Source organism: Variovorax sp. NFACC27 (assembly GCF_048301545.1).
Lineage (GTDB): Bacteria > Pseudomonadota > Gammaproteobacteria > Burkholderiales > Burkholderiaceae_C > Variovorax > Variovorax gossypii.
This window is the reverse complement of record NZ_CP157613.1, coordinates 1534941-1552656: the sequence shown is the minus strand read 5'-3', so window position 1 is coordinate 1552656 and position 17716 is coordinate 1534941. Positions and strand designations below refer to the sequence as shown.

14 protein-coding genes are annotated in these 17716 nt (G+C 67.6%); 5 read left to right on the top strand and 9 right to left on the bottom strand.

Annotated features, from left to right (window positions below; genetic code table 11):
* Positions 1-88: 88 nt before the first annotated feature.
* The 5 genes from cphA (ABL840_RS07220) to ABL840_RS07200 all read left to right on the top strand — a co-directional run bounded on the left by cphA (ABL840_RS07220) (position 89) and on the right by ABL840_RS07200 (position 6462).
* Entirely contained in the window at positions 89-2329 is a 2241-nt protein-coding gene (gene cphA / locus ABL840_RS07220; RefSeq protein WP_240652106.1) for a cyanophycin synthetase, read from the top strand.
* A 46-nt stretch (positions 2330-2375) separates the two neighbouring features.
* Positions 2376-4943: a cyanophycin synthetase gene (gene cphA, locus ABL840_RS07215; protein ID WP_093196701.1), complete on the top strand. Its 2568-nt coding sequence runs from the start codon at positions 2376-2378 to the stop codon at positions 4941-4943.
* 153 nt (positions 4944-5096) lie between these two features.
* Entirely contained in the window at positions 5097-5513 is a 417-nt protein-coding gene (locus ABL840_RS07210) for a hypothetical protein (protein WP_093196703.1), read from the top strand.
* 77 nt (positions 5514-5590) lie between these two features.
* Entirely contained in the window at positions 5591-6058 is a 468-nt protein-coding gene (locus tag ABL840_RS07205) for a hypothetical protein (RefSeq protein WP_093196705.1), read from the top strand.
* Positions 6059-6195: 137 nt separating this feature from the next.
* Positions 6196-6462, top strand: a complete 267-nt coding sequence (locus ABL840_RS07200) for a hypothetical protein (RefSeq protein WP_093196707.1) — start codon at positions 6196-6198, stop codon at positions 6460-6462.
* Positions 6463-6511: 49 nt separating this feature from the next.
* On the opposite strand, the gene ABL840_RS07195 is transcribed toward ABL840_RS07200, so the two are convergent.
* From ABL840_RS07195 to ABL840_RS07155, 9 genes are read right to left on the bottom strand one after another with little or no spacing between them, the layout of a single operon-like run.
* A complete protein-coding gene (locus ABL840_RS07195) occupies positions 6512-7429 on the bottom strand; it encodes a dihydrodipicolinate synthase family protein (protein ID WP_093196709.1) in 918 nt (305 codons plus the stop codon).
* A gap of 16 nt (positions 7430-7445) precedes the next feature.
* A complete protein-coding gene (locus ABL840_RS07190) occupies positions 7446-9194 on the bottom strand; it encodes an IlvD/Edd family dehydratase (protein WP_093196711.1) in 1749 nt (582 codons plus the stop codon).
* Between the two features lie 30 nt (positions 9195-9224).
* Positions 9225-10256, bottom strand: a complete 1032-nt coding sequence (yjfF, locus tag ABL840_RS07185) for a galactofuranose ABC transporter, permease protein YjfF (RefSeq protein WP_093196713.1) — start codon at positions 10254-10256, stop codon at positions 9225-9227.
* Positions 10253-11302, bottom strand: coding sequence for an ABC transporter permease (locus ABL840_RS07180; protein ID WP_093196716.1), 1050 nt, complete (start codon positions 11300-11302; stop codon positions 10253-10255). The genes yjfF and ABL840_RS07180 overlap by 4 nt, the downstream gene beginning before the upstream one ends.
* On the bottom strand, positions 11299-12825 hold the full coding sequence (locus tag ABL840_RS07175; protein ID WP_093196719.1) for a sugar ABC transporter ATP-binding protein: 1527 nt from the start codon (positions 12823-12825) through the stop codon (positions 11299-11301). Before ABL840_RS07175 ends, ABL840_RS07180 begins: the two co-directional genes overlap by 4 nt.
* Before the next feature lie 16 nt (positions 12826-12841).
* Positions 12842-14059, bottom strand: coding sequence for a multiple monosaccharide ABC transporter permease (mmsB, locus tag ABL840_RS07170; RefSeq protein ID WP_093196721.1), 1218 nt, complete (start codon positions 14057-14059; stop codon positions 12842-12844).
* Positions 14046-15572 carry a multiple monosaccharide ABC transporter ATP-binding protein gene (mmsA, locus tag ABL840_RS07165; protein ID WP_093197227.1) on the bottom strand — a complete coding sequence of 509 codons (1527 nt, stop codon included), beginning with the start codon at positions 15570-15572 and terminating at the stop codon, positions 14046-14048. The genes mmsB and mmsA overlap by 14 nt, the downstream gene beginning before the upstream one ends.
* A 38-nt stretch (positions 15573-15610) precedes the next feature.
* The gene (gene chvE / locus ABL840_RS07160; RefSeq protein WP_093196723.1) at positions 15611-16681 is read right to left on the bottom strand and encodes a multiple monosaccharide ABC transporter substrate-binding protein; all 1071 of its coding nucleotides are present in this window, start codon (positions 16679-16681) and stop codon (positions 15611-15613) included.
* A 15-nt stretch (positions 16682-16696) separates the two neighbouring features.
* The gene (locus ABL840_RS07155) at positions 16697-17662 is read right to left on the bottom strand and encodes an ABC transporter substrate-binding protein (protein ID WP_093196725.1); all 966 of its coding nucleotides are present in this window, start codon (positions 17660-17662) and stop codon (positions 16697-16699) included.
* Positions 17663-17716 lie beyond the last annotated feature (54 nt).

Genomic DNA, 17716 nt, shown 5'->3' with positions numbered 1-17716 from the left:
GCCTCAAGTCGGGCGCCGATTCTGACTGATAGCCATGGGCGCACTTGAAGGCGCCGTGGTGCTCGGCCAAAGCACATCGAACGTTTGCATGACCCGTTTCGACGACATCCGACTGCTGCGCATCAATTATTTGCGCGGCCCCAACCTCTGGACCTACCGCCCGGTCCTCGAAGTCTGGCTCGACCTGGGCCAGCTCGAAGATTTCCCCTCCAACAAGATCGACGGCTTCACCGACCGCCTGACCGCCCTGCTGCCGGCGCTGATCGAGCACCACTGCGGCGTGGGCGAGCGCGGCGGCTTCATCCAGCGCCTGACCGAAGGCACCTGGTCGGGCCACGTGCTCGAGCACGTCGTCATCGAACTGCTGAACCTCGCGGGCATGCCGACCGGCTTCGGGCAAACCCGCAGCACCTCGGAGCACGGCGTCTACCGCATGGTGTTCCGCGCCCGTGACGAGCAGGTCGCCCGCGTGGCGCTGGCCGAGGGCCACCGCCTGCTGATGGCTGCCATCAACAACGACCCGTTCACCGCCGCCGACGTACAGAAGGCCGTCGACGCGGTCAAGGCCAAGGTCGAAGACTGCTACCTCGGCCCGAGCACCGCCGCCATCGTGGCAGCCGCCACCGACCGCGGCATTCCCCACATGCGGCTGAACAGCGGCAACCTGGTGCAGCTGGGCTACGGCGCCAACCAGCAGCGCATCTGGACCGCCGAGACCGACTACACCAGCGCCATCGGCGAATCGATCGCCAGCGACAAGGAGTTGACCAAGTCCCTGCTCGCGAGCTGCGGCGTGCCCGTGCCCGAAGGCCAGGTGGTCGCCGACGCCGAAGAGGCCTGGGAAGCCGCCGAGGACATCGGCCTGCCCGTGGTCGTGAAGCCGTCGGATGCCAACCACGGCCGCGGCGTCTCGCTCGAGCTGACGACCCGCGAGGAAGTCATGGCCGCCTTCGCGGTCGCCGAGCCCGAGGGCAGCGACGTGATGGTCGAGCGCTTCATCCGCGGCCACGAGCACCGCCTGCTGGTGGTGGGCGGCGAGGTGGTGGCGGCCGCGCGCGGCGAGATCATCACCGTGACCGGCGACGGCAAGGCCAGCGTGCGCGAGCTCATCGACAAGCAGCTCAACAGCGACCCGCGCCGCGGCGCCGAGGAAGAGTTCCCGCTCGACGTGATCGTGGTCGACACCGACGCCAAGCTGCAGCTCGAGCTCAAGCGCCAGGACCTGAACGCCGACGCCGTGCCCGCCGCCGGCCGCGTGGTCACGATCCAGCGCAACGGCAACATGGCCAACGACTGCACCGACCTGGTCCACCCCGAAGTCGCGCACGCCGCCGTGCTGGCCGCCCGCGTGGTGGGCCTGGACATCGCCGGCATCGACCTCGTGGCGCAGGACATTTCCAAGCCCCTCGGCCCGCAGGGCGGCGCGATCGTCGAAGTCAACGCCGGCCCCGGCCTGCTGATGCACCTGAAGCCGGCCGTCGGCTCGCCGCGCCCGGTGGGCCGCGCGATCTGCGACCACCTGTTCCCCAACGACGCGCCCGGGCGCATTCCCGTGGTCGGCGTGGCCGGCTCGCGCGACACCGCCGTGCTGGCACGCCTGGTGGCCTGGCTCATCAACCTGGGCGGCCGCCACACCGGCCTGGCCTGCCGCGACGGCCTGTTCCTCGAGCGCCGCCGCGTCGATGCGCGCGACAGCGCCAACTGGGAAGCCGGCCACCGCCTGCTCGTGAACCGCGCCGTGCAGGCCGTGGTGATCGAGAACGGCGCCGAGACCATCCTGCGCGACGGCCTCTCCTACGACCGCTGCGAAGTCGGCATCGTCACCGACCTCGAAGGCTCGGAAGCACTGGCTGATTACGACATCACCGAGAGCGACCAGATGGTCAAGGTGCTGCGCACGCAGGTCGACGTGGTGCTGCCCGAGGGCACGGCCGTGCTGAATGCCGCCGACCCGCGCGTGGCCGGCCTGGCGCCGCTGTGCGATGGCGCGGTCATCCTCTATTCGGCCGACGCGCAGGCTCCTGAACTCACTGCACATCAGACCGCCGGCGGCAAGGCCGTGCTCGTGCGGCAGGACCGCGTGGTGCTGGCCAACGGCAGCAGCGAATCGTTCCTGCCGGGCCTCGGCCGCCTGACCGTGTGGCGCGCCACCCATGCCGGCGTGAGCCTCGAGAGCCTGCTGGCCGCCGTGGCCGCGGCCTGGGCCATGGGCATTCCGCTGAACCTGATCGGCGCCGGCGTCGAAGCCTTCGAGGCCGACCTGCAGGCCGCGCTGGCCTCGCTGCAGCTCTCGCAGACCCAGCCTCTCCAACAACCCCAATTCGCCTGAGGCACCTTCGCCTCGCCAGATAGACAGCAGCAGCTCTCGCAGCCCCATGAAAGTCACCCGCACCCGAGCCCTTCGCGGGCCCAATCTCTGGAGCCGCCACACCGCCATCGAGGCGGTCGTGGCCTGCCAGGGCGACGAGAACGCCATCAGCAAGCTGGCCGGTTTCGAAGACCGCCTGCGCGCGCGCTTCCCCACCATCGGCGAACTGCACCCGATGGTGCTGGGCCAGCCGCTGGCGCTGGCGCACGTGCTGGAGAACGCCGCCGTCGCGCTGCAGGCCCAGGCCGGCTGTGCCGTCAACTTCGGCCACACCTCTCCCACGATGGAAGAAGGCGTCTATCAGGTCGTGTTCCAGTACAGCGAGGAGGCCGTGGGCCGCCGCGCCGCCGAACTGGCCGAGCAGCTGATCGCCGCCGCGCAGGCCGACACGCCCTTCGACGCCGAAGCCGCCATCGCCGAACTGCGCGACCTCGACGAATCCGAGCGCCTGGGCCCGAGCACCGGCTCCATCGTCGATGCAGCGGTTGCGCGCGGCATTCCGTACCGCCGCCTCACGCGCGGCAGCCTGGTTCAGTTCGGCTGGGGCTCCAAGCAGCGCCGCATCCAGGCCGCCGAGGTCGACAGCACCAGCGGCGTGGCCGAGTCGATCGCGCAAGATAAAGAACTGACCAAGCAGCTGCTCAACGCCGCCGGCGTGCCGGTGCCGCTGGGCCGCCCCGTGACGAGCGCCGAGGACGGCTGGGCCGCCGCCAACGAGATCGGCCTGCCGGTCGTGGTGAAGCCGCAGGACGGCAACCAGGGCAAGGGCGTCACGGTCAACATCAACTCGCGCGAAGAGCTGTTCGCGGCCTACGACTCGGCCGCCGTCTACGGCGAGGTGATGGTCGAGAAGTTCCTCCCCGGCTTCGACTTCCGCCTGCTGGTGGTGGGCGACCGCCTCGTGGCCGCCGCTCGCCGCGATCCGCCGCAGGTGATCGGCGACGGCAGCTCCACCGTGCGCCAGCTGGTCGACACGGTGAACCTCGACCCGCGCCGCGGCGAGGGCCACGCCACCTCGCTCACCAAGATCCGCCTGGACGACATCGCCATCGGCCGGCTCGAATCGCAGGGCCTCACGCCCGACAGCGTGCCCGCGCGCGGCCAGCGCGTGGTGCTGCGCAACAACGCGAACCTCTCCACCGGCGGTACCGCCACCGACGTGACCGACACCGTGCACCCCGAAGTCGCGGCGCGCGCCGTCGACGCGGCGCAGATGGTCGGCCTGCACATCTGCGGCGTCGACATGGTCTGCGAGAACGTGCTGCGCCCGCTCGAGGAGCAGCACGGCGGCGTGGTCGAAGTGAACGCCGCGCCCGGCCTGCGCATGCACATCTCGCCTTCCTTCGGCCGTGGCCGCGCGGTGGGCGAGGCGGTGATGGACACCCTCTTCGCCCACGGCGACGACGGCCGCGTCCCCGTGGTGGCCGTCACCGGCACCAACGGCAAGACCACCACCGCGCGCCTGATCAACCACCTGCTCGCGTCGAGCGGCCTGCGCACCGGCATGACCAACACCGACGGCGTGTACGTCGACGGCCGCCAGACCGACAGCGGCGACTGCAGCGGCCCCAAGAGCGCGCGCAACGTGCTGATGCACCCCGACGTCGACGCGGCCGTGTTCGAAGTGGCCCGCGGCGGCATCCTGCGCGAGGGCCTCGGCTTCGACCGCTGCCAGGTGGCGGTCGTCACCAACATCGGCAGCGGCGACCACCTGGGTCTGAACTACATCACCACCGTCGAAGACCTCGCGGTGCTCAAGCGCGTGATCGTGCGCAACGTGGCGCCCGATGGCTACGCGGTGCTCAACGCGGCCGACGTCAACGTCGCCGCCATGGCCGCCGGCTGCCCCGGCAACGTGATCTTCTTCACCGCCGACCGCATGCACCCGGTGATGGCCACGCACCGCGCTCAAGGCAAGCGCACCGTGTACGTCGACCAGGACACGCTGGTGGCCGCCGAAGGCTCGTGGCGCGAACGCATCGCGCTGCGCGACGTGCCCATCACGCGCGGCGGCAGCATCGGCTTCCAGGTCGACAACGTGATGGCCGCCGTGGCCGCGGCATGGGGCGTGGGCCTCGACTGGGACACCATCCGCAGCGGCCTCGCGAGCTTCATGAACGACGCGGCCGGCGTGCCCGGGCGCTTCAACGTCATGGACTACCGCGGCGCCACCGTGATCGCCGACTACGGCCACAACACCGACGCCATGCGCGCTCTGGTGTCGGCCGTGGACACCATGCCGGCGAAGAAGCGCTCGGTGGTGATCAGCGGCGCGGGCGACCGGCGCGACTCGGACATCCGCGACCAGACGGCCATCCTCGGCGAAGCCTTCGATGACGTGATCCTCTATCAGGACGCGGCCCAGCGCGGCCGTGCCGACGGTGAAGTCATGGCGCTGCTGCGCCAGGGCCTGCAGGGTGCGGCGCGCACGCGCTACGTCGACGAGATCCGCGGCGAGTTCGTGGCCATCGACGCCGCGCTGGCGCGCCTGCAGCCGGGCGACCTCTCGCTGATCCTCGTCGACCAGGTCGAGGAAGCGCTCGCTCACCTGGCCCAGCGCATCGCTGCCGGCTGAAGCCGGCCTTGCCGGACACGTCCCACAAGCAGGGGCGAGTCCGGCCCGGTCGGCGGCGTGCGGCTGTCCCACAGACCGCCGCCCACCGGCGACAGCACACTGAGGCTCCGGTCACGCACCCTCCCGGAGGGGCGTGCATTCACAGGAGCCCTCATGAGAACAAGCCTTCGTTCCATTCTTTCCGCCACGGCACTCTTCGCCGCCAGTGGCTTCATCGTCTTCGGCGCGCAGACGGCCAGCGCGCAGGCGCCGGGCAGCGATGCCCGCATGCAGAAGGAGCGCGCCACCTGCGACGGCGTGCAACAGGACCGCGCAGCCTGCCTGCGCGAAGCCGGCGCCGCACGCCAGGAAGCCGGGCGCGGCGGCCTCACCAGCCCCAGCCCCGCGCGGGAACAGGTCAACGCCCTCGCCCGCTGCGGCGAGTTGCCCGCCGCCGAGCAGCCCGACTGCGAAGCCCGCATCAAGGGCGGCTCGCGCACCACCACCGAAGGCAGCGTGATGGGCGGCGGCGTGATCCGCGAGACCGTGACGCCCCTGCCCCCGCAGACCGTGCCCGCACCCGCACGCTGAGCGATGAATGCGAACCCGGCCTGCGCCGGGCGCTCCAACCTTTCCCTGGTTTTCCAGCTCACCTCAAGGAGTCATCCATGAAAAGCAACACCCGTTCGATGCTCTTCACAATGCTCGCTGCCGGCGCACTGACAGCCACCACCGCCGCTTTCGCGGCTCCGCCGGCCCGCGGGGACGCCCCCGGCATCTATCAACAGGAGCTGGCCGTCTGCGGCCACAACCAGCAGGACCGCGCAGCCTGCATCCGCGAAGCAGGAGCGGCACGCCAGGCGGCCGCGCGCGGCGGCCTCACGAGCGCCCCCGACTACCGTGCCAACGCACTCGCGCGCTGCGGCCTGCAGCAGCCGGCCGATCGCCCCGCATGCGAGGCTCGCGTGCTCGGCAGCATGGGCAACACCACGACCAACGTGGACGGCAGCGTGATGGGTGGCGGGCTGATCCGCGAATCGGTCACCACCACCATGGTGCCGGTGGCGCCTGCGCCCATGGAACCGCAGCCGATGCCGATGCCCATGCCACGGCCGATGCCGGCTCCGATCCGCTGACCTGACAGGTTTTTTGCACCAGGGGCATTGCCATTTCCACGGAGATGGCGATGCCCCTATTGTCATATTTCTGTCATAAAAGGCTGCGACATGCTAGCTATAGTTCCCGCTCTCTGCCCACCGAGGAACCCTTTCTCATGAATGCCATCAAGGTCGCTCGCCGATTCATCGAAACGGACCCGGCCAACGAATCGGCCAAGATCCTGGCCCAGCTCGTGTTGGCTCTCGAGTCCGAACGCAGCTTCGAACTGATTACCCTCTACGACCTCGACTACAAGAGCTTCCAGCTCGCAATGGACATCCTGAAGGAGTGGCGGCTCGACCGCTACTACGCCAGCAAGTCCAAGCTGTTCGACCTGTCGCTGCAAGTCAGCGAACTCGAAAAGAACTCCACCGCCTCCTGAACCCCGGCGACTCCGGGCGCCCCGCCCGGTATTCCCTCTCCCCGCCGCCCTACTTCCCCCAGCGCAACACCATCGGATCGAGCCGCTTCGCGGTCTCGATCAGCCCGGCACGCGTGTCGGGGTGCATGGCCGGCAGTGGATGGCGCGGCGCCTCGCAGGCGATCACGCCGCCCTCCTTCATCAGCGACTTGCAGGCCAGCAGGCCTGCCTGGCGGTTCTCGTAGTTGATGAGCGGCAGCCACTGCTGGTACAGCGCGAAGGCCTTCTCGCGGTCGCCCGAGCGGTGCGCCTCGATGATCGGCCGGATGCCGTCCGGATAGCCCCCGCCCGTCATCGACCCGGTCGCGCCGGCGTCGAGGTCGGGCATCAGCGTGATGGCTTCCTCGCCGTCCCATGGTCCCTCGATGGCATCGCCGCCGAGACGGATCAGCTCGCGCAGCTTCGAGGCCGCACCCGCCGTCTCGATCTTGAAATACGCCACCTGCTCGATCTCCTTCGCCATGCGCGCGAGGAACGGCGCCGACAGCACCGTGCCGCTCGCCGGCGCGTCCTGGATCATGATGGGAATGCCCACCGCGTCCGACAGCCGCGCATAAAACTCGAAGATCTGCGGCTCCGGCACGCGGAACGTCGCGCCGTGGTACGGCGGCATCACCATCAGCATCGCGGCGCCCATGTCCTGCGCGCGGCGGCTGCGTTCGGCGCACACCTTGGTGCTGTAGTGCGTGGTGGTCACGATCACCGGCACGCGGCCCTTCACGTGTTCGAGGATGGTTCGAGTGAGCACCTCGCGCTCCTCGTCGGACAGCACGAACTGCTCGGAGAAGTTCGCCAATATGCACAGGCCGTCCGAGCCTGCATCGATCATGAAATCGACGCAACGCTTCTGGCTCTCGAGATCGAGCGCGCCCTGTTCGGTGAAGGTGGTGGGCACCACCGGGAAGATGCCGCGGTATCTGGGGGTCATGGTGTACGGGTGTTGATCAGTGCGAGTGACGGGGAACGGCGGCGCCTCTGCAGCCGACGAGAAAATCGAAGTCGCAGCCTTCGTCGGCCTGCAGCACATGGTTGACGTAGAGCTTCTGGTAGCCGCCGCCGCGCGTGCTCATCGGCTGCTTGTCGGACGCGGATAGCGAAGCCAGCCGAGAAGCAAGCTCCTCGTCGCTGATGTCCAGATGCAGGCGCCCTGCGTCGCAGTCGAGCTCGATCCAGTCGCCGTCGCGCACGGCCGCGAGCGGGCCGCCGTCCGCCGCTTCAGGTGCAACGTGCAGCACCACCGTGCCGTAGGCCGTGCCGCTCATGCGCGCGTCCGAGATGCGCACCATGTCCTTGATGCCCTGGCGCAGCAGCTTCGGCGGCAGACCCATGTTGCCGACCTCGGCCATGCCGGGGTAGCCCTTGGGGCCGCAGTTCTTCATCACGAGGATGGAGCTGGCATCGACGTCGAGGTTCTCGTCGACGATGCGGTCCTTGTAGTGCTCCAGGTTCTCGAACACCACCGCCTTGCCGCGATGCTTCAGCAGCTCGGGCGACGCGGCCGAGGGCTTGAGCACCGCGCCGCGCGGCGACAGGTTGCCGCGCAGGATGCGGATGCCGCCGTCGGCGATCAGCGGCTTGTCCAGCGGGCGGATGACCTCGTCGTCGAGGCTGGGCGCATCGCGCACGTTGTCCCAGAGCGAATGGCCGTTCACCGTCAGCGCGCCGGGGTGCGGCAGCAGCTTGGCCTCGCCGAGCCGGCGCAGCACCGCCGGCAGGCCGCCCGCGTAATAGAACTCCTCCATCAGGAAGCGCCCCGAGGGCATCAGGTCGACGATGGTCGGCGTGTGGCTGCCGATGCGCGTCCAGTCTTCCAGCTCCAGCTCGACGCCGATGCGCCCCGCGATCGCCTTCAGGTGGATCACGGCGTTGGTCGATCCGCCGATGGCCGCGTTCACGCGAATCGCGTTCTCGAAAGCCTCGCGCGTGAGGATCTTCGACAGCGTGAGCCCTTCCTTCGCCATTTCCACCGCTCGCATGCCCGACATCTGCGCGAGCACGTAGCGCCGCGCATCGACCGCCGGAATCGCCGCGTTGTGCGGCAGCGAGGTGCCCAGCGCCTCGGCCATGCAGGCCATGGTCGAGGCCGTGCCCATGGTGTTGCAGGTACCGGCCGAGCGCGACATGCCGCCTTCGGCCGAAAGGAACTGGTGAAGGTTGATCTCGCCCGCCTTCAGCGACTCGTGCAGCTGCCACACGGCCGTGCCCGAGCCGATGTTCTTGCCTTCGAGCTTGCCGTTGAGCATAGGCCCGCCCGTGACCACGATGGCCGGGATGTCGCAGCTCGCCGCGCCCATCAGCAGCGCAGGCGTGGTCTTGTCGCAGCCGGTGAGCAGCACCACCGCGTCGACCGGGTTGCCGCGAATCGCTTCTTCCACGTCCATGCTCGCGAGGTTGCGCGTGAGCATCGCCGTGGGCCGCAGGTTCGATTCGCCATTCGAGAACACCGGAAACTCCACCGGAAAGCCGCCCGCCTCCGAGATGCCGCGCTTCACGTGCTCGGCGATCTTGCGGAAGTGCGCGTTGCACGGCGTGAGCTCAGACCAGGTGTTGCAGATGCCGATGATCGGCCGGCCGTCGAATTCGTGATCGGGAATGCCCTGGTTCTTCATCCAGCTTCGGTACATGAAGCCGTTCTTGTCGGCAGACCCGAACCATTCGGTCGAGCGCAGTTTCTTCGGAGGGGTGTCCGGCATGCGGGTTGTCCTGAGGGAAAAGATTGAAAGTCAGCGCCGTGGTGCGCGCGAGGTGAAGAAACGCTGCAGCAGGCAGAACACGAAGAGCAGAGCGCCCACGACGATGCGCGTCCACCACGAGCTCAGCGTGCCGTCGAAGGAAATGAGCGTCTGGATGATCCCGAGCATCAGCACGCCGAAGAGCGTGCCCGCCACGTAGCCCACGCCGCCGGTGAGCAGCGTGCCGCCGATCACCACCGCCGCGATGGCGTCGAGCTCCAGCCCCATCGCGTGCAGGCCGTAGCCCGAGAGCATGTAGAAGGTGAAGATCACGCCCGCCAGCGCCGAGCAGAAGCCCGAGAGCGTGTACACGCCGATGAGCGTGCGGCGCACCGGCAGGCCCATCAGGATCGCCGACTGCTCGCTGCCGCCGATGGCGTACACCGCGCGGCCGAACGAAGTGCAGTGCGCGATGAAGATCGCCGCCAGCAGCACCACGATGGCGATCACCGCGCTGATCGACACCGAGGCCTCGCCCCACACCGGGATGCGGATCTGCGAGACCTCCGAGTAGAACTCGTTGGTGATGCTGATCGAGTCAATGCTGATCAGGTAGCAAAGGCCGCGCGCCAGGAACATGCCCGCCAGCGTGACGATGAAGGGCTGCAGCCTGAAGCGCTCGATGAGCACGCCCATGAACGCGCCGAAGGCCGTGCCCATCGCAAGCACCAGCGGAATCACGATACCGGGGCTCCAGCCGTGCTTCTCGACCAGCGAGGCCGACACCATCGTGGTGAGCGCGATCACCGAGCCCACCGACAGGTCGATGCCGCCCGAGAGGATCACGAAGGTCATGCCCACGGCAACGACGATGAGGAAGGCGTTGTCGATCAGCAGGTTGAGGAACACCTGCGCCGAGAAGAAGCCGTCGTAGAAGACCGAACCCAGCGTCGCCACCAGCACGAAGAGCGAGATGGTCGCGACCAGCGGGAGGTACTTCGGGTTGAGTCTTCCGTTGCTCCTGCCGTTCGTACGCCCGGGCGCAGGCTTCGGCGAAGCGGCGCTCTCGATCACCGCGCTCATGGCCGCGCTCCTTCATGCACCGGCCGCTGAACCAGCATTCGCACCTGCGACCTGAACTCCGGCGACTGCAGCAGCATCACCACGAACACCACGCCCGCCTTCACCACGAGGTTGATCTCCGGCGGCACGCCCAGCGAGTAGATCGCGTAGGTCAGCGTCTGGATGATCAGCGCGCCGATCACGCTGCCCACGAGGCTGAAGCGTCCGCCCGTCAGTGCCGTGCCGCCCAGCGTCACCGCGAGGATCGCGTCGAGCTCGATGAGCTGGCCCGCGTTGTTGCCGTCCGCGCTCTTCACGTTGGAGCTGATCAGCAGCCCCGCCACGCCCGCGCAGGCGCCGCAGAACGCATAAGCGCCGACGATCAGCCGCCGCGCCTGCACGCCCGCCACGCGCGCCGCCGTCGGGTTGATGCCCACCGCCTGGACGAACAGCCCCAGCGCCGTGCGCGTGATCGCCAGGTAAAGCAGCGCGAACACCGCCGCCACGATGAACAGCGAGAACGGCAGCCCCAGCAGGTAGCCGCTGCCGAGGAAGAAGAAGGGCTTGTAGTAGATGGTGATGATCTGCCCGTCGGCGATCAGCTGCGCGATGCCGCGCCCCGCCACCATCAGGATCAGCGTCGCGATGATCGGCTGCATGCCCACCTTCGCCACCAGCAGGCCGTTCCACAGCCCGCACACCAGCGCGATGCCGATGGCCGCGAGGATCGCGAGCGGCATCGGAAAGCGGCTCGTGTCGCTGGACACCGAACCGCCGATCATCCAGGCCGCAAGCGCCGCCGCGATGGCCACCACCGCGCCCACCGAGATGTCGATGCCGCGCGTGGCGATCACCAGCGTCATGCCCAGCGACACCAGCACCAGCGGCGCCGCGCGGTTCAGGATGTCGACCAGGCTGCCGTAGAGATGGCCGTCGCGCCATTCGAGATGCAGGAAGCTGGCGTTGAACACGGTGTTCACCGCGAGCAGCAGCACCAGCGTGACGATGGGCCAGGCGAGGCGGTGATGCATCGCCGCCGAGAAAAGGTTCTTCTTCGGGTTCGTCATGCCGCGGCGATCATTTCGCAGACCTCGTCCTCGGTCGAGCCGCCCGGCAGCTCGCCCACCTTCTTCCTGTCGCGCAGCACCACGATGCGATGCGCCACGCGCACCACCTCGCTCATCTCCGAGGAAATGAAGATCACCGCCATGCCGGCCTTCGCGAGTCGCAGGATCTCTTCCATGATCTCCTGCTTGGCCGCCACGTCGATGCCGCGCGTGGGCTCGTCGAGGATCAGCAGGCGCGGCTCGGTCGCGAGCCAGCGCGCGATCATGGCCTTCTGCTGGTTGCCGCCCGACAGCAGGCCGATGGGCGTCTCGACGCTCGCGGTCTTGATGCCCAGCGACGCGACGAACTTCTCCGCCATCGCCGTCTGCTCGGCATGCGAGAGAAAGCGCCTGGTGCCCAGCCGTGCCTGCAAGGCCAGCGCGATGTTCTCGCGCACCGACAGCTCGGCGACGATGCCGTCCGTCTTGCGCTCCTCGGGACACAGCGCCAGGCCTTCGCGGATCGCATCGGCCGGGTTCGAGAAAGAGACGCTGCGGCCGTCGACCTTGAGCACGCCGCGATCCGGCGTCTCCAACCCGAACAGCAGCCGCGCGAGCTCCGTGCGGCCCGCACCGAGCAACCCCGCAATGCCGACGACCTCGCCCGCGCGCACGCGCAGGTCGGTCGCCTGCAGCTGGCCCGCCTGCCCCAGCCCCTCGATCTGCAGCAGCGCGGGCGCGGCCTCGTCGAACGCGGGCAAGGCCGCCGGCCGCGCGGACTGCGCCGCCAGCTCGCGGCCCAGCATCGCGGCGATCAGCGCCTGCGGCCCGAGATCGGCCGCGCGCCACTCGCCGATCCACGCACCGTTGCGCAGCACGGTGATGCGGTCCGACACCGCGTACATCTGGTTGAGGAAGTGCGTCACGAAGACGATGGCCAGCCCCTCGCCGCGCAACCTGCGCAGCACCTCGAACAGCTTCTCCACCTCGTCGTCGTCGAGGCTGGAAGTCGGCTCGTCGAGGATCAGCACCTTCGACGAAACGCCCAGCGCACGCGCAATGGCCACCATCTGCTGCACCGCCACCGAGTAGCTCGACAGCAACCGCGTCACGTCGATGTCGAGGCCGATGCGCGCCAGCAGCTCCTCGGCGCGCCGGTTCACCGCCGCCCAGTCGATGCGAAAGCCCTGCGCCGCGCCCTTGCGCGGATAGCGCCCGGCGAACACGTTCTCCGCCACGGAGAGGTTCGGGCACAGGTTCACTTCCTGGTAGACCGTGCTGATGCCCAGCTTCTGCGCCTCCAGCGGTGAGTGCGGGCGGATCGGCCGGCCTTCGAGCAGCATCTCGCCGCCGCTGGACGGCAGCACGCCCGTCAGCACCTTGATCAGCGTCGACTTGCCCGCGCCGTTCTGCCCCATGAGCGCGTGGATCTCGCCCGGATGCAGGTCGAGCCGCACGTCGCGCAGCACCGGAATGCCGCCGAACTGCTTGTGGATGCCCCTGAGCTGGAGTACGGGGCCGGCGGTGCTTCCGTCTTCTGCCATGTCGTGCCGCTGCCCGTTACTTGTTCTTGTTGTAGACGTCGATGAAAACCGCCGCCAGCAGTACAAGCCCCTTGATGACCTGCTGGTAGTCGATGCCGATGCCCAGGATCGACATGCCGTTGTTCATCACGCCCATGATGAAGGCGCCGATCACCGCGCCCATCACGCGGCCCACGCCGCCCGAAGCGGATGCGCCGCCGATGAAGCAGGCCGCGATCACGTCGAGCTCGAAGCCCAGGCCGGCCTTGGGCGTTGCCGTGTTGAGCCGCGCCGCGAACACCAGGCCCGCCAGCGCCGCCAGCGCGCCCATGTTCACGAAGGTGAGGAAGGCCAGCCGCTGCGTCTTCACGCCCGAAAGCCGCGCCGCCTTCTCGTTGCCGCCCAGCGCATAGATGCGCCGGCCGACGGTGGTGCGGTTGGTGACGAAGTCGTACACCACGATCAGCACCGCCATCACGATCAGCACGTTGGGCAGGCCCTTGTAGGTGGACAGCAGGTAGCTGAAGAACAGGATGATGGCCGCGAAGAACAGGTTCTTCACCAGGAAGAAGGCGTACGGCTCCTGCTCCATGCCGTGCGCTGCCAGCCTGGCACGCCCGCGCAGCTTGAAGAACACCAGCGCCGCCGCGGCCAGCGCGCCGACGATCAGCGAGGTGGTGCGCAAGGTGTCGCCGCCCAGCGGATCGGGAATGAAGCCCGAACTCAGGCGCTGGAACTCCACCGGAAACGGCCCCACCGACTGCCCCGCCAGCAGCGCCAGCGTGAGCCCCTTGAACACCAGCATGCCCGCGAGCGTGACGATGAACGACGGGATCTTGCGGAACGCCACGAACCAGCCCTGCGCCGCGCCGATGACCGCGCCCGCGAGGATGCTCACCAGCGCCGTCGGCACGAAGTGCCAGTCGTACTCCACCATCAGCACCGCAGCCAGCGCGCCGATGAAGCCGCACACCGAGCCCACCGACAGGTCGATGTGGCCCGCCACGATCACCAGCAGCATGCCCAGCGCCATGATGACCACGTAGCTGTTCTGCAGCAGCAGGTTGGTGAGGTTCAGCGGCCGCAGCAGCGTGCCGTCGGTCAGCACCTGGAACAGCACCATGATCGCGACCAGCGAGATCAGCATGCCGTATTCGCGCAGGTTGTTCTTCAGGAAGCCGGCATGCAGCTTCGCCGATGCGCCCTCCGCCGCGGGAACGGCGGCTTTCACCGCGTTGACTTCAGGCTGCGACATGAACGGAACTCCCTGAACTCACGATGGCGTGCATGATGCGCTCCTGCGAAGCTTGCGCAGCCGGAAACTCGGCGACGAAGCGCCCCTCGTTCATCACGTAGATGCGGTCGCACATGCCGAGCAGCTCCGGCAGTTCCGAAGAAATCATGAGAATGCCCTTGCCCTCGCCGGCAAGCCTGTCGATGATGGTGTAGATCTCGTACTTGGCGCCCACGTCGATGCCGCGCGTGGGCTCGTCGAGGATCAGCAGTTCGGGCTTCGTGAAGAGCCACTTGCTCAGCACCACCTTCTGCTGGTTGCCGCCTGAAAGGTTGACCACCAGCTGCTCGATGCCCGAGCAGCGGATGTTGAGCGCCTTGCGGTACTCATTGGCCACCTTGAACTCGCGCCCGTTGTCGATCACCGACCTGTCGGCGATCGCATCCAGGTTCGCGAGGCTGATGTTCTTGCGGATGTCTTCCTCGAGCACCAGCCCGAGGCCCTTGCGGTCTTCGGTGACATAGGCGATGCCGTGGTCGATGGCCTTGCGCACCGTGCTCACGTCCACCTGCTTGCCATGCATGAACACCGAGCCGCTGATGCGCTGGCCGTAGGAGCGGCCGAAGACGCTCATGGCCAGTTCGGTGCGGCCCGCGCCCATGAGGCCCGCGATGCCGACGATCTCGCCCTGGCGCACGTTCAGGCTCACGCCCTTGATCTGCTCCCGATCGGCGTGCAGCGCGTGGTGCACGCGCCAGTCGCGCACCTCGAACACGGTCTCGCCGATCTTCGGGTCGCGCTGCGGGTAGCGGTGCGCCATGTCGCGCCCGACCATGCCGCGGATGATGCGGTCCTCGCTGATGGGCTGGCCGCGGCAGTCCATGGTCTCCACCGTCGCGCCGTCGCGCAGCACGGTGATGGAGTCGGCCACCTTGGCGATCTCGTTGAGCTTGTGCGAGATGAGGATCGAAGCGATACCCTGGCGCTTGAGTTCCAGCAGCAGCATCAGCAGCGCGTCGCTGTCGTTCTCGTTGAGGCTGGCGGTGGGCTCGTCGAGGATCAGCAGCTTCACCTCCTTGGCCAGCGCCTTCGCTATTTCCACCAGCTGCTGCTTGCCCACGCCCAGGTCGGTCACCAGCGTGGTCGGCGGCTCCTTCAGGCCCACCTTGGCGAGCAGCTCGCGCGTCCTCGCATAGGCGGCGAACCAGTCGATCACGCCGCCGCTGGCGATCTCGTTGCCCAGGAAGATGTTCTCCGCGATGGACAGCAGCGGCACCAGCGCCAGCTCCTGGTGGATGATGATGATGCCGAGCTTCTCGCTGTCGGCGATGCCCCTGAAGCGGCGCTCCTCGCCCTCGAAGAAGATCTCGCCGGTGTACGAGTCGCACGGGTAGACGCCGCTCAGCACTTTCATGAGCGTCGACTTGCCCGCGCCGTTCTCGCCGACCACCGCGTGGATCTCCCCCGCGCGCACGCTGAGGTTGACGTTGCTCAGCGCCTTCACGCCGGGAAACGTCTTGGTGATGCCGCGCATCTCGAGGATGGCGGCATCGGCTGTGCGACCGTCGACGCTCACTTGATCTGGCTTTCCTTGTAGTAGCCGCTGTCGACCAGCACCGTCTTCCAGTTCGACGCGTCCACGCTCACCGGCTTGAGCAGGTACGAAGGCACGACCTTGATGCCGTTGTTGTAGGTCTTGGTGTCGTTCACTTCGGGCGTCTTGCCCGAGAGCATCGCGTCCACCATGGACACCGTCACCTTGGCCAGCTCGCGCGTGTCCTTGAACACGGTAGAGCTCTGCTCCTTGCGCAGGATCGACTTCACCGACGGGATCTCCGCGTCCTGCCCCGACACCACCGGCATCGGCTGCGAGCCCGAGCCGTAGCCCACGCCCTTGAGCGAGGACAGGATGCCGATCGAAAGCCCGTCGTACGGCGACAGCACCGCGTCGACGCGGTCCTTGGTGTAGAAGGCCGACAGCAGGTTGTCCATGCGCGCCTGCGCCACCGCGCCGTCCCAGCGCAGCGTGCCGACCTTGTCCATGCCCATCTGCTTGCTGCGCACCACCAGCTTGCCGCTCTTGATGTAGGGGTCGAGCACCGACATCGCGCCGTTGTAGAAGAAGAAGGCGTTGTTGTCGTCGGGCGAGCCGCCGAAGAGTTCGATGTTGAACGGGCCCTTGCCGCTCTTCAGCCCCAGCGCCGACTCGATCGACTGCGCCTGCAGCACGCCGACCTGGAAGTTGTCGAAGGTGGCGTAGTAATCGACGTTCTTCGAGCCCTTGATGAGGCGGTCGTACGCGATGACCTTCACGCCCTTGTCGGCGGCCTTCTGCAGCACGTCGGACAGCGTGGTGCCGTCGATGGCCGCGATGACCAGCACCTTGGAGCCCTTGGTCACCATGTTCTCGATCTGCGCGAGCTGGTTCGGGATGTCGTCGTCCGCGTACTGCAGGTCGGTCTTGTAGCCCTTGTCCTTGAAGTACTTGACCATGTTGGCGCCGTCGGCGATCCAGCGCGCCGACGACTTGGTGGGCATGGAGATGGCGATCAGGCCCTTGTCCTGCGCATTGGCCAACGGCGTGAAGCCGACCACGGCCAGTGCGATGCCCGCGAGCGATGCCTTGAGGAAGTTGCGTTTCATGATGGGTGTGGGCTCTCAGTACTTGCGATTGGGAAACTCTTTGGCGGCAACTTCCATGGGGAAGATGCTCTCGACCGTCACGATGCGCTTGGGCAGCGTCTTGCCGTCCTTGATGTCCTTCACGGCCTGCATCAGCTGGGGCCCGAGCAGCGGGCTGCACTCGACCGACACGTTGAGCTTGCCGGCGATCATTGCCTCGAAGGCACCCTTCACGCCGTCGATGGAGATGATCACGATGTCCTTCGCCGGCTTCAGGCCCGCTTCCTCGATGGCCTGGATCGCGCCGATGGCCATGTCGTCGTTGTGCGCGTAGAGCACATTGATCTTCTTGCCCTCGGCCTTCAGGAAGGCTTCCATCACCTCCTTGCCCTTGGCGCGCGTGAAGTCGCCGGTCTGCGAGCGGATGATCTTGAACTTCGGGTCGGCCTTGATGATTTCCTCGAAGCCCTTCTTGCGGTCGATGGCAGGCGCCGAGCCCACGGTGCCCTGCAGCTCGACGATGTTCACCTCGCCCTTCTGGTCCTTCATCTTCTCGACCAGCCAGCGGCCGGCCTTGCGGCCTTCCTCGGTGAAGTCGGAGCCCATGAAGGTCACGTAGAGCGAGTCGTCCTTGGTGTTGACGGAGCGGTCCGTCAGCACCACCGGGATCTTCGCGGCCTTGGCCTCGCGCAGCACGGTCTCCCAGCCCGACTCGACCACGGGCGAGAAGGCGATCACGTCGACCTTCTGCGCGATGTACGAGCGGATGGCCTTGATCTGGTTTTCCTGCTTCTGCTGCGCGTCGGAGAACTTCAGCTCGATGCCAGCCTCCTTGGCGGAAGACTTGATCGACTCGGTGTTGGCGGTGCGCCATTCGCTCTCCGCGCCCACCTGCGCGAAGCCGAGCACGAGTTTCTTCTGCGCGAGCACGGAGGCGGGCAGCAGTCCGCCGAGCGCGGCTGCGGCCAGGGCGGTGTTGAGGGTGCGGCGATTCATGGTCATGGGATGTCTCCTTCTTGATGATTCCGAGGATTTGCCGGTTGGCGTTGGCGGTTG

What these genes read in the sequence shown, in the direction of transcription:
- ABL840_RS07195 (WP_093196709.1), bottom strand. Translation starts at nt 7,429, where the DNA reads ATGACCCCCAGATACCGCGGCATCTTCCCGGTGGTGCCCACCACCTTC.
- yjfF (WP_093196713.1), bottom strand. Translation starts at nt 10,256, where the DNA reads ATGAGCGCGGTGATCGAGAGCGCCGCTTCGCCGAAGCCTGCGCCCGGG.
- ABL840_RS07155 (WP_093196725.1), bottom strand. Translation starts at nt 17,662, where the DNA reads ATGACCATGAATCGCCGCACCCTCAACACCGCCCTGGCCGCAGCCGCG.
- mmsA (WP_093197227.1), bottom strand. Translation starts at nt 15,572, where the DNA reads ATGCGCGGCATCACCAAGACGTTTCCCGGCGTGAAGGCGCTGAGCAAC.
- ABL840_RS07200 (WP_093196707.1), top strand. Translation starts at nt 6,196, where the DNA reads ATGAATGCCATCAAGGTCGCTCGCCGATTCATCGAAACGGACCCGGCC.
- mmsB (WP_093196721.1), bottom strand. Translation starts at nt 14,059, where the DNA reads ATGTCGCAGCCTGAAGTCAACGCGGTGAAAGCCGCCGTTCCCGCGGCG.
- ABL840_RS07210 (WP_093196703.1), top strand. Translation starts at nt 5,097, where the DNA reads ATGAGAACAAGCCTTCGTTCCATTCTTTCCGCCACGGCACTCTTCGCC.
- chvE (WP_093196723.1), bottom strand. Translation starts at nt 16,681, where the DNA reads ATGAAACGCAACTTCCTCAAGGCATCGCTCGCGGGCATCGCACTGGCC.
- ABL840_RS07175 (WP_093196719.1), bottom strand. Translation starts at nt 12,825, where the DNA reads ATGGCAGAAGACGGAAGCACCGCCGGCCCCGTACTCCAGCTCAGGGGC.
- cphA (WP_093196701.1), top strand. Translation starts at nt 2,376, where the DNA reads ATGAAAGTCACCCGCACCCGAGCCCTTCGCGGGCCCAATCTCTGGAGC.
- cphA (WP_240652106.1), top strand. Translation starts at nt 89, where the DNA reads ATGACCCGTTTCGACGACATCCGACTGCTGCGCATCAATTATTTGCGC.
- ABL840_RS07205 (WP_093196705.1), top strand. Translation starts at nt 5,591, where the DNA reads ATGAAAAGCAACACCCGTTCGATGCTCTTCACAATGCTCGCTGCCGGC.
- ABL840_RS07180 (WP_093196716.1), bottom strand. Translation starts at nt 11,302, where the DNA reads ATGACGAACCCGAAGAAGAACCTTTTCTCGGCGGCGATGCATCACCGC.
- ABL840_RS07190 (WP_093196711.1), bottom strand. Translation starts at nt 9,194, where the DNA reads ATGCCGGACACCCCTCCGAAGAAACTGCGCTCGACCGAATGGTTCGGG.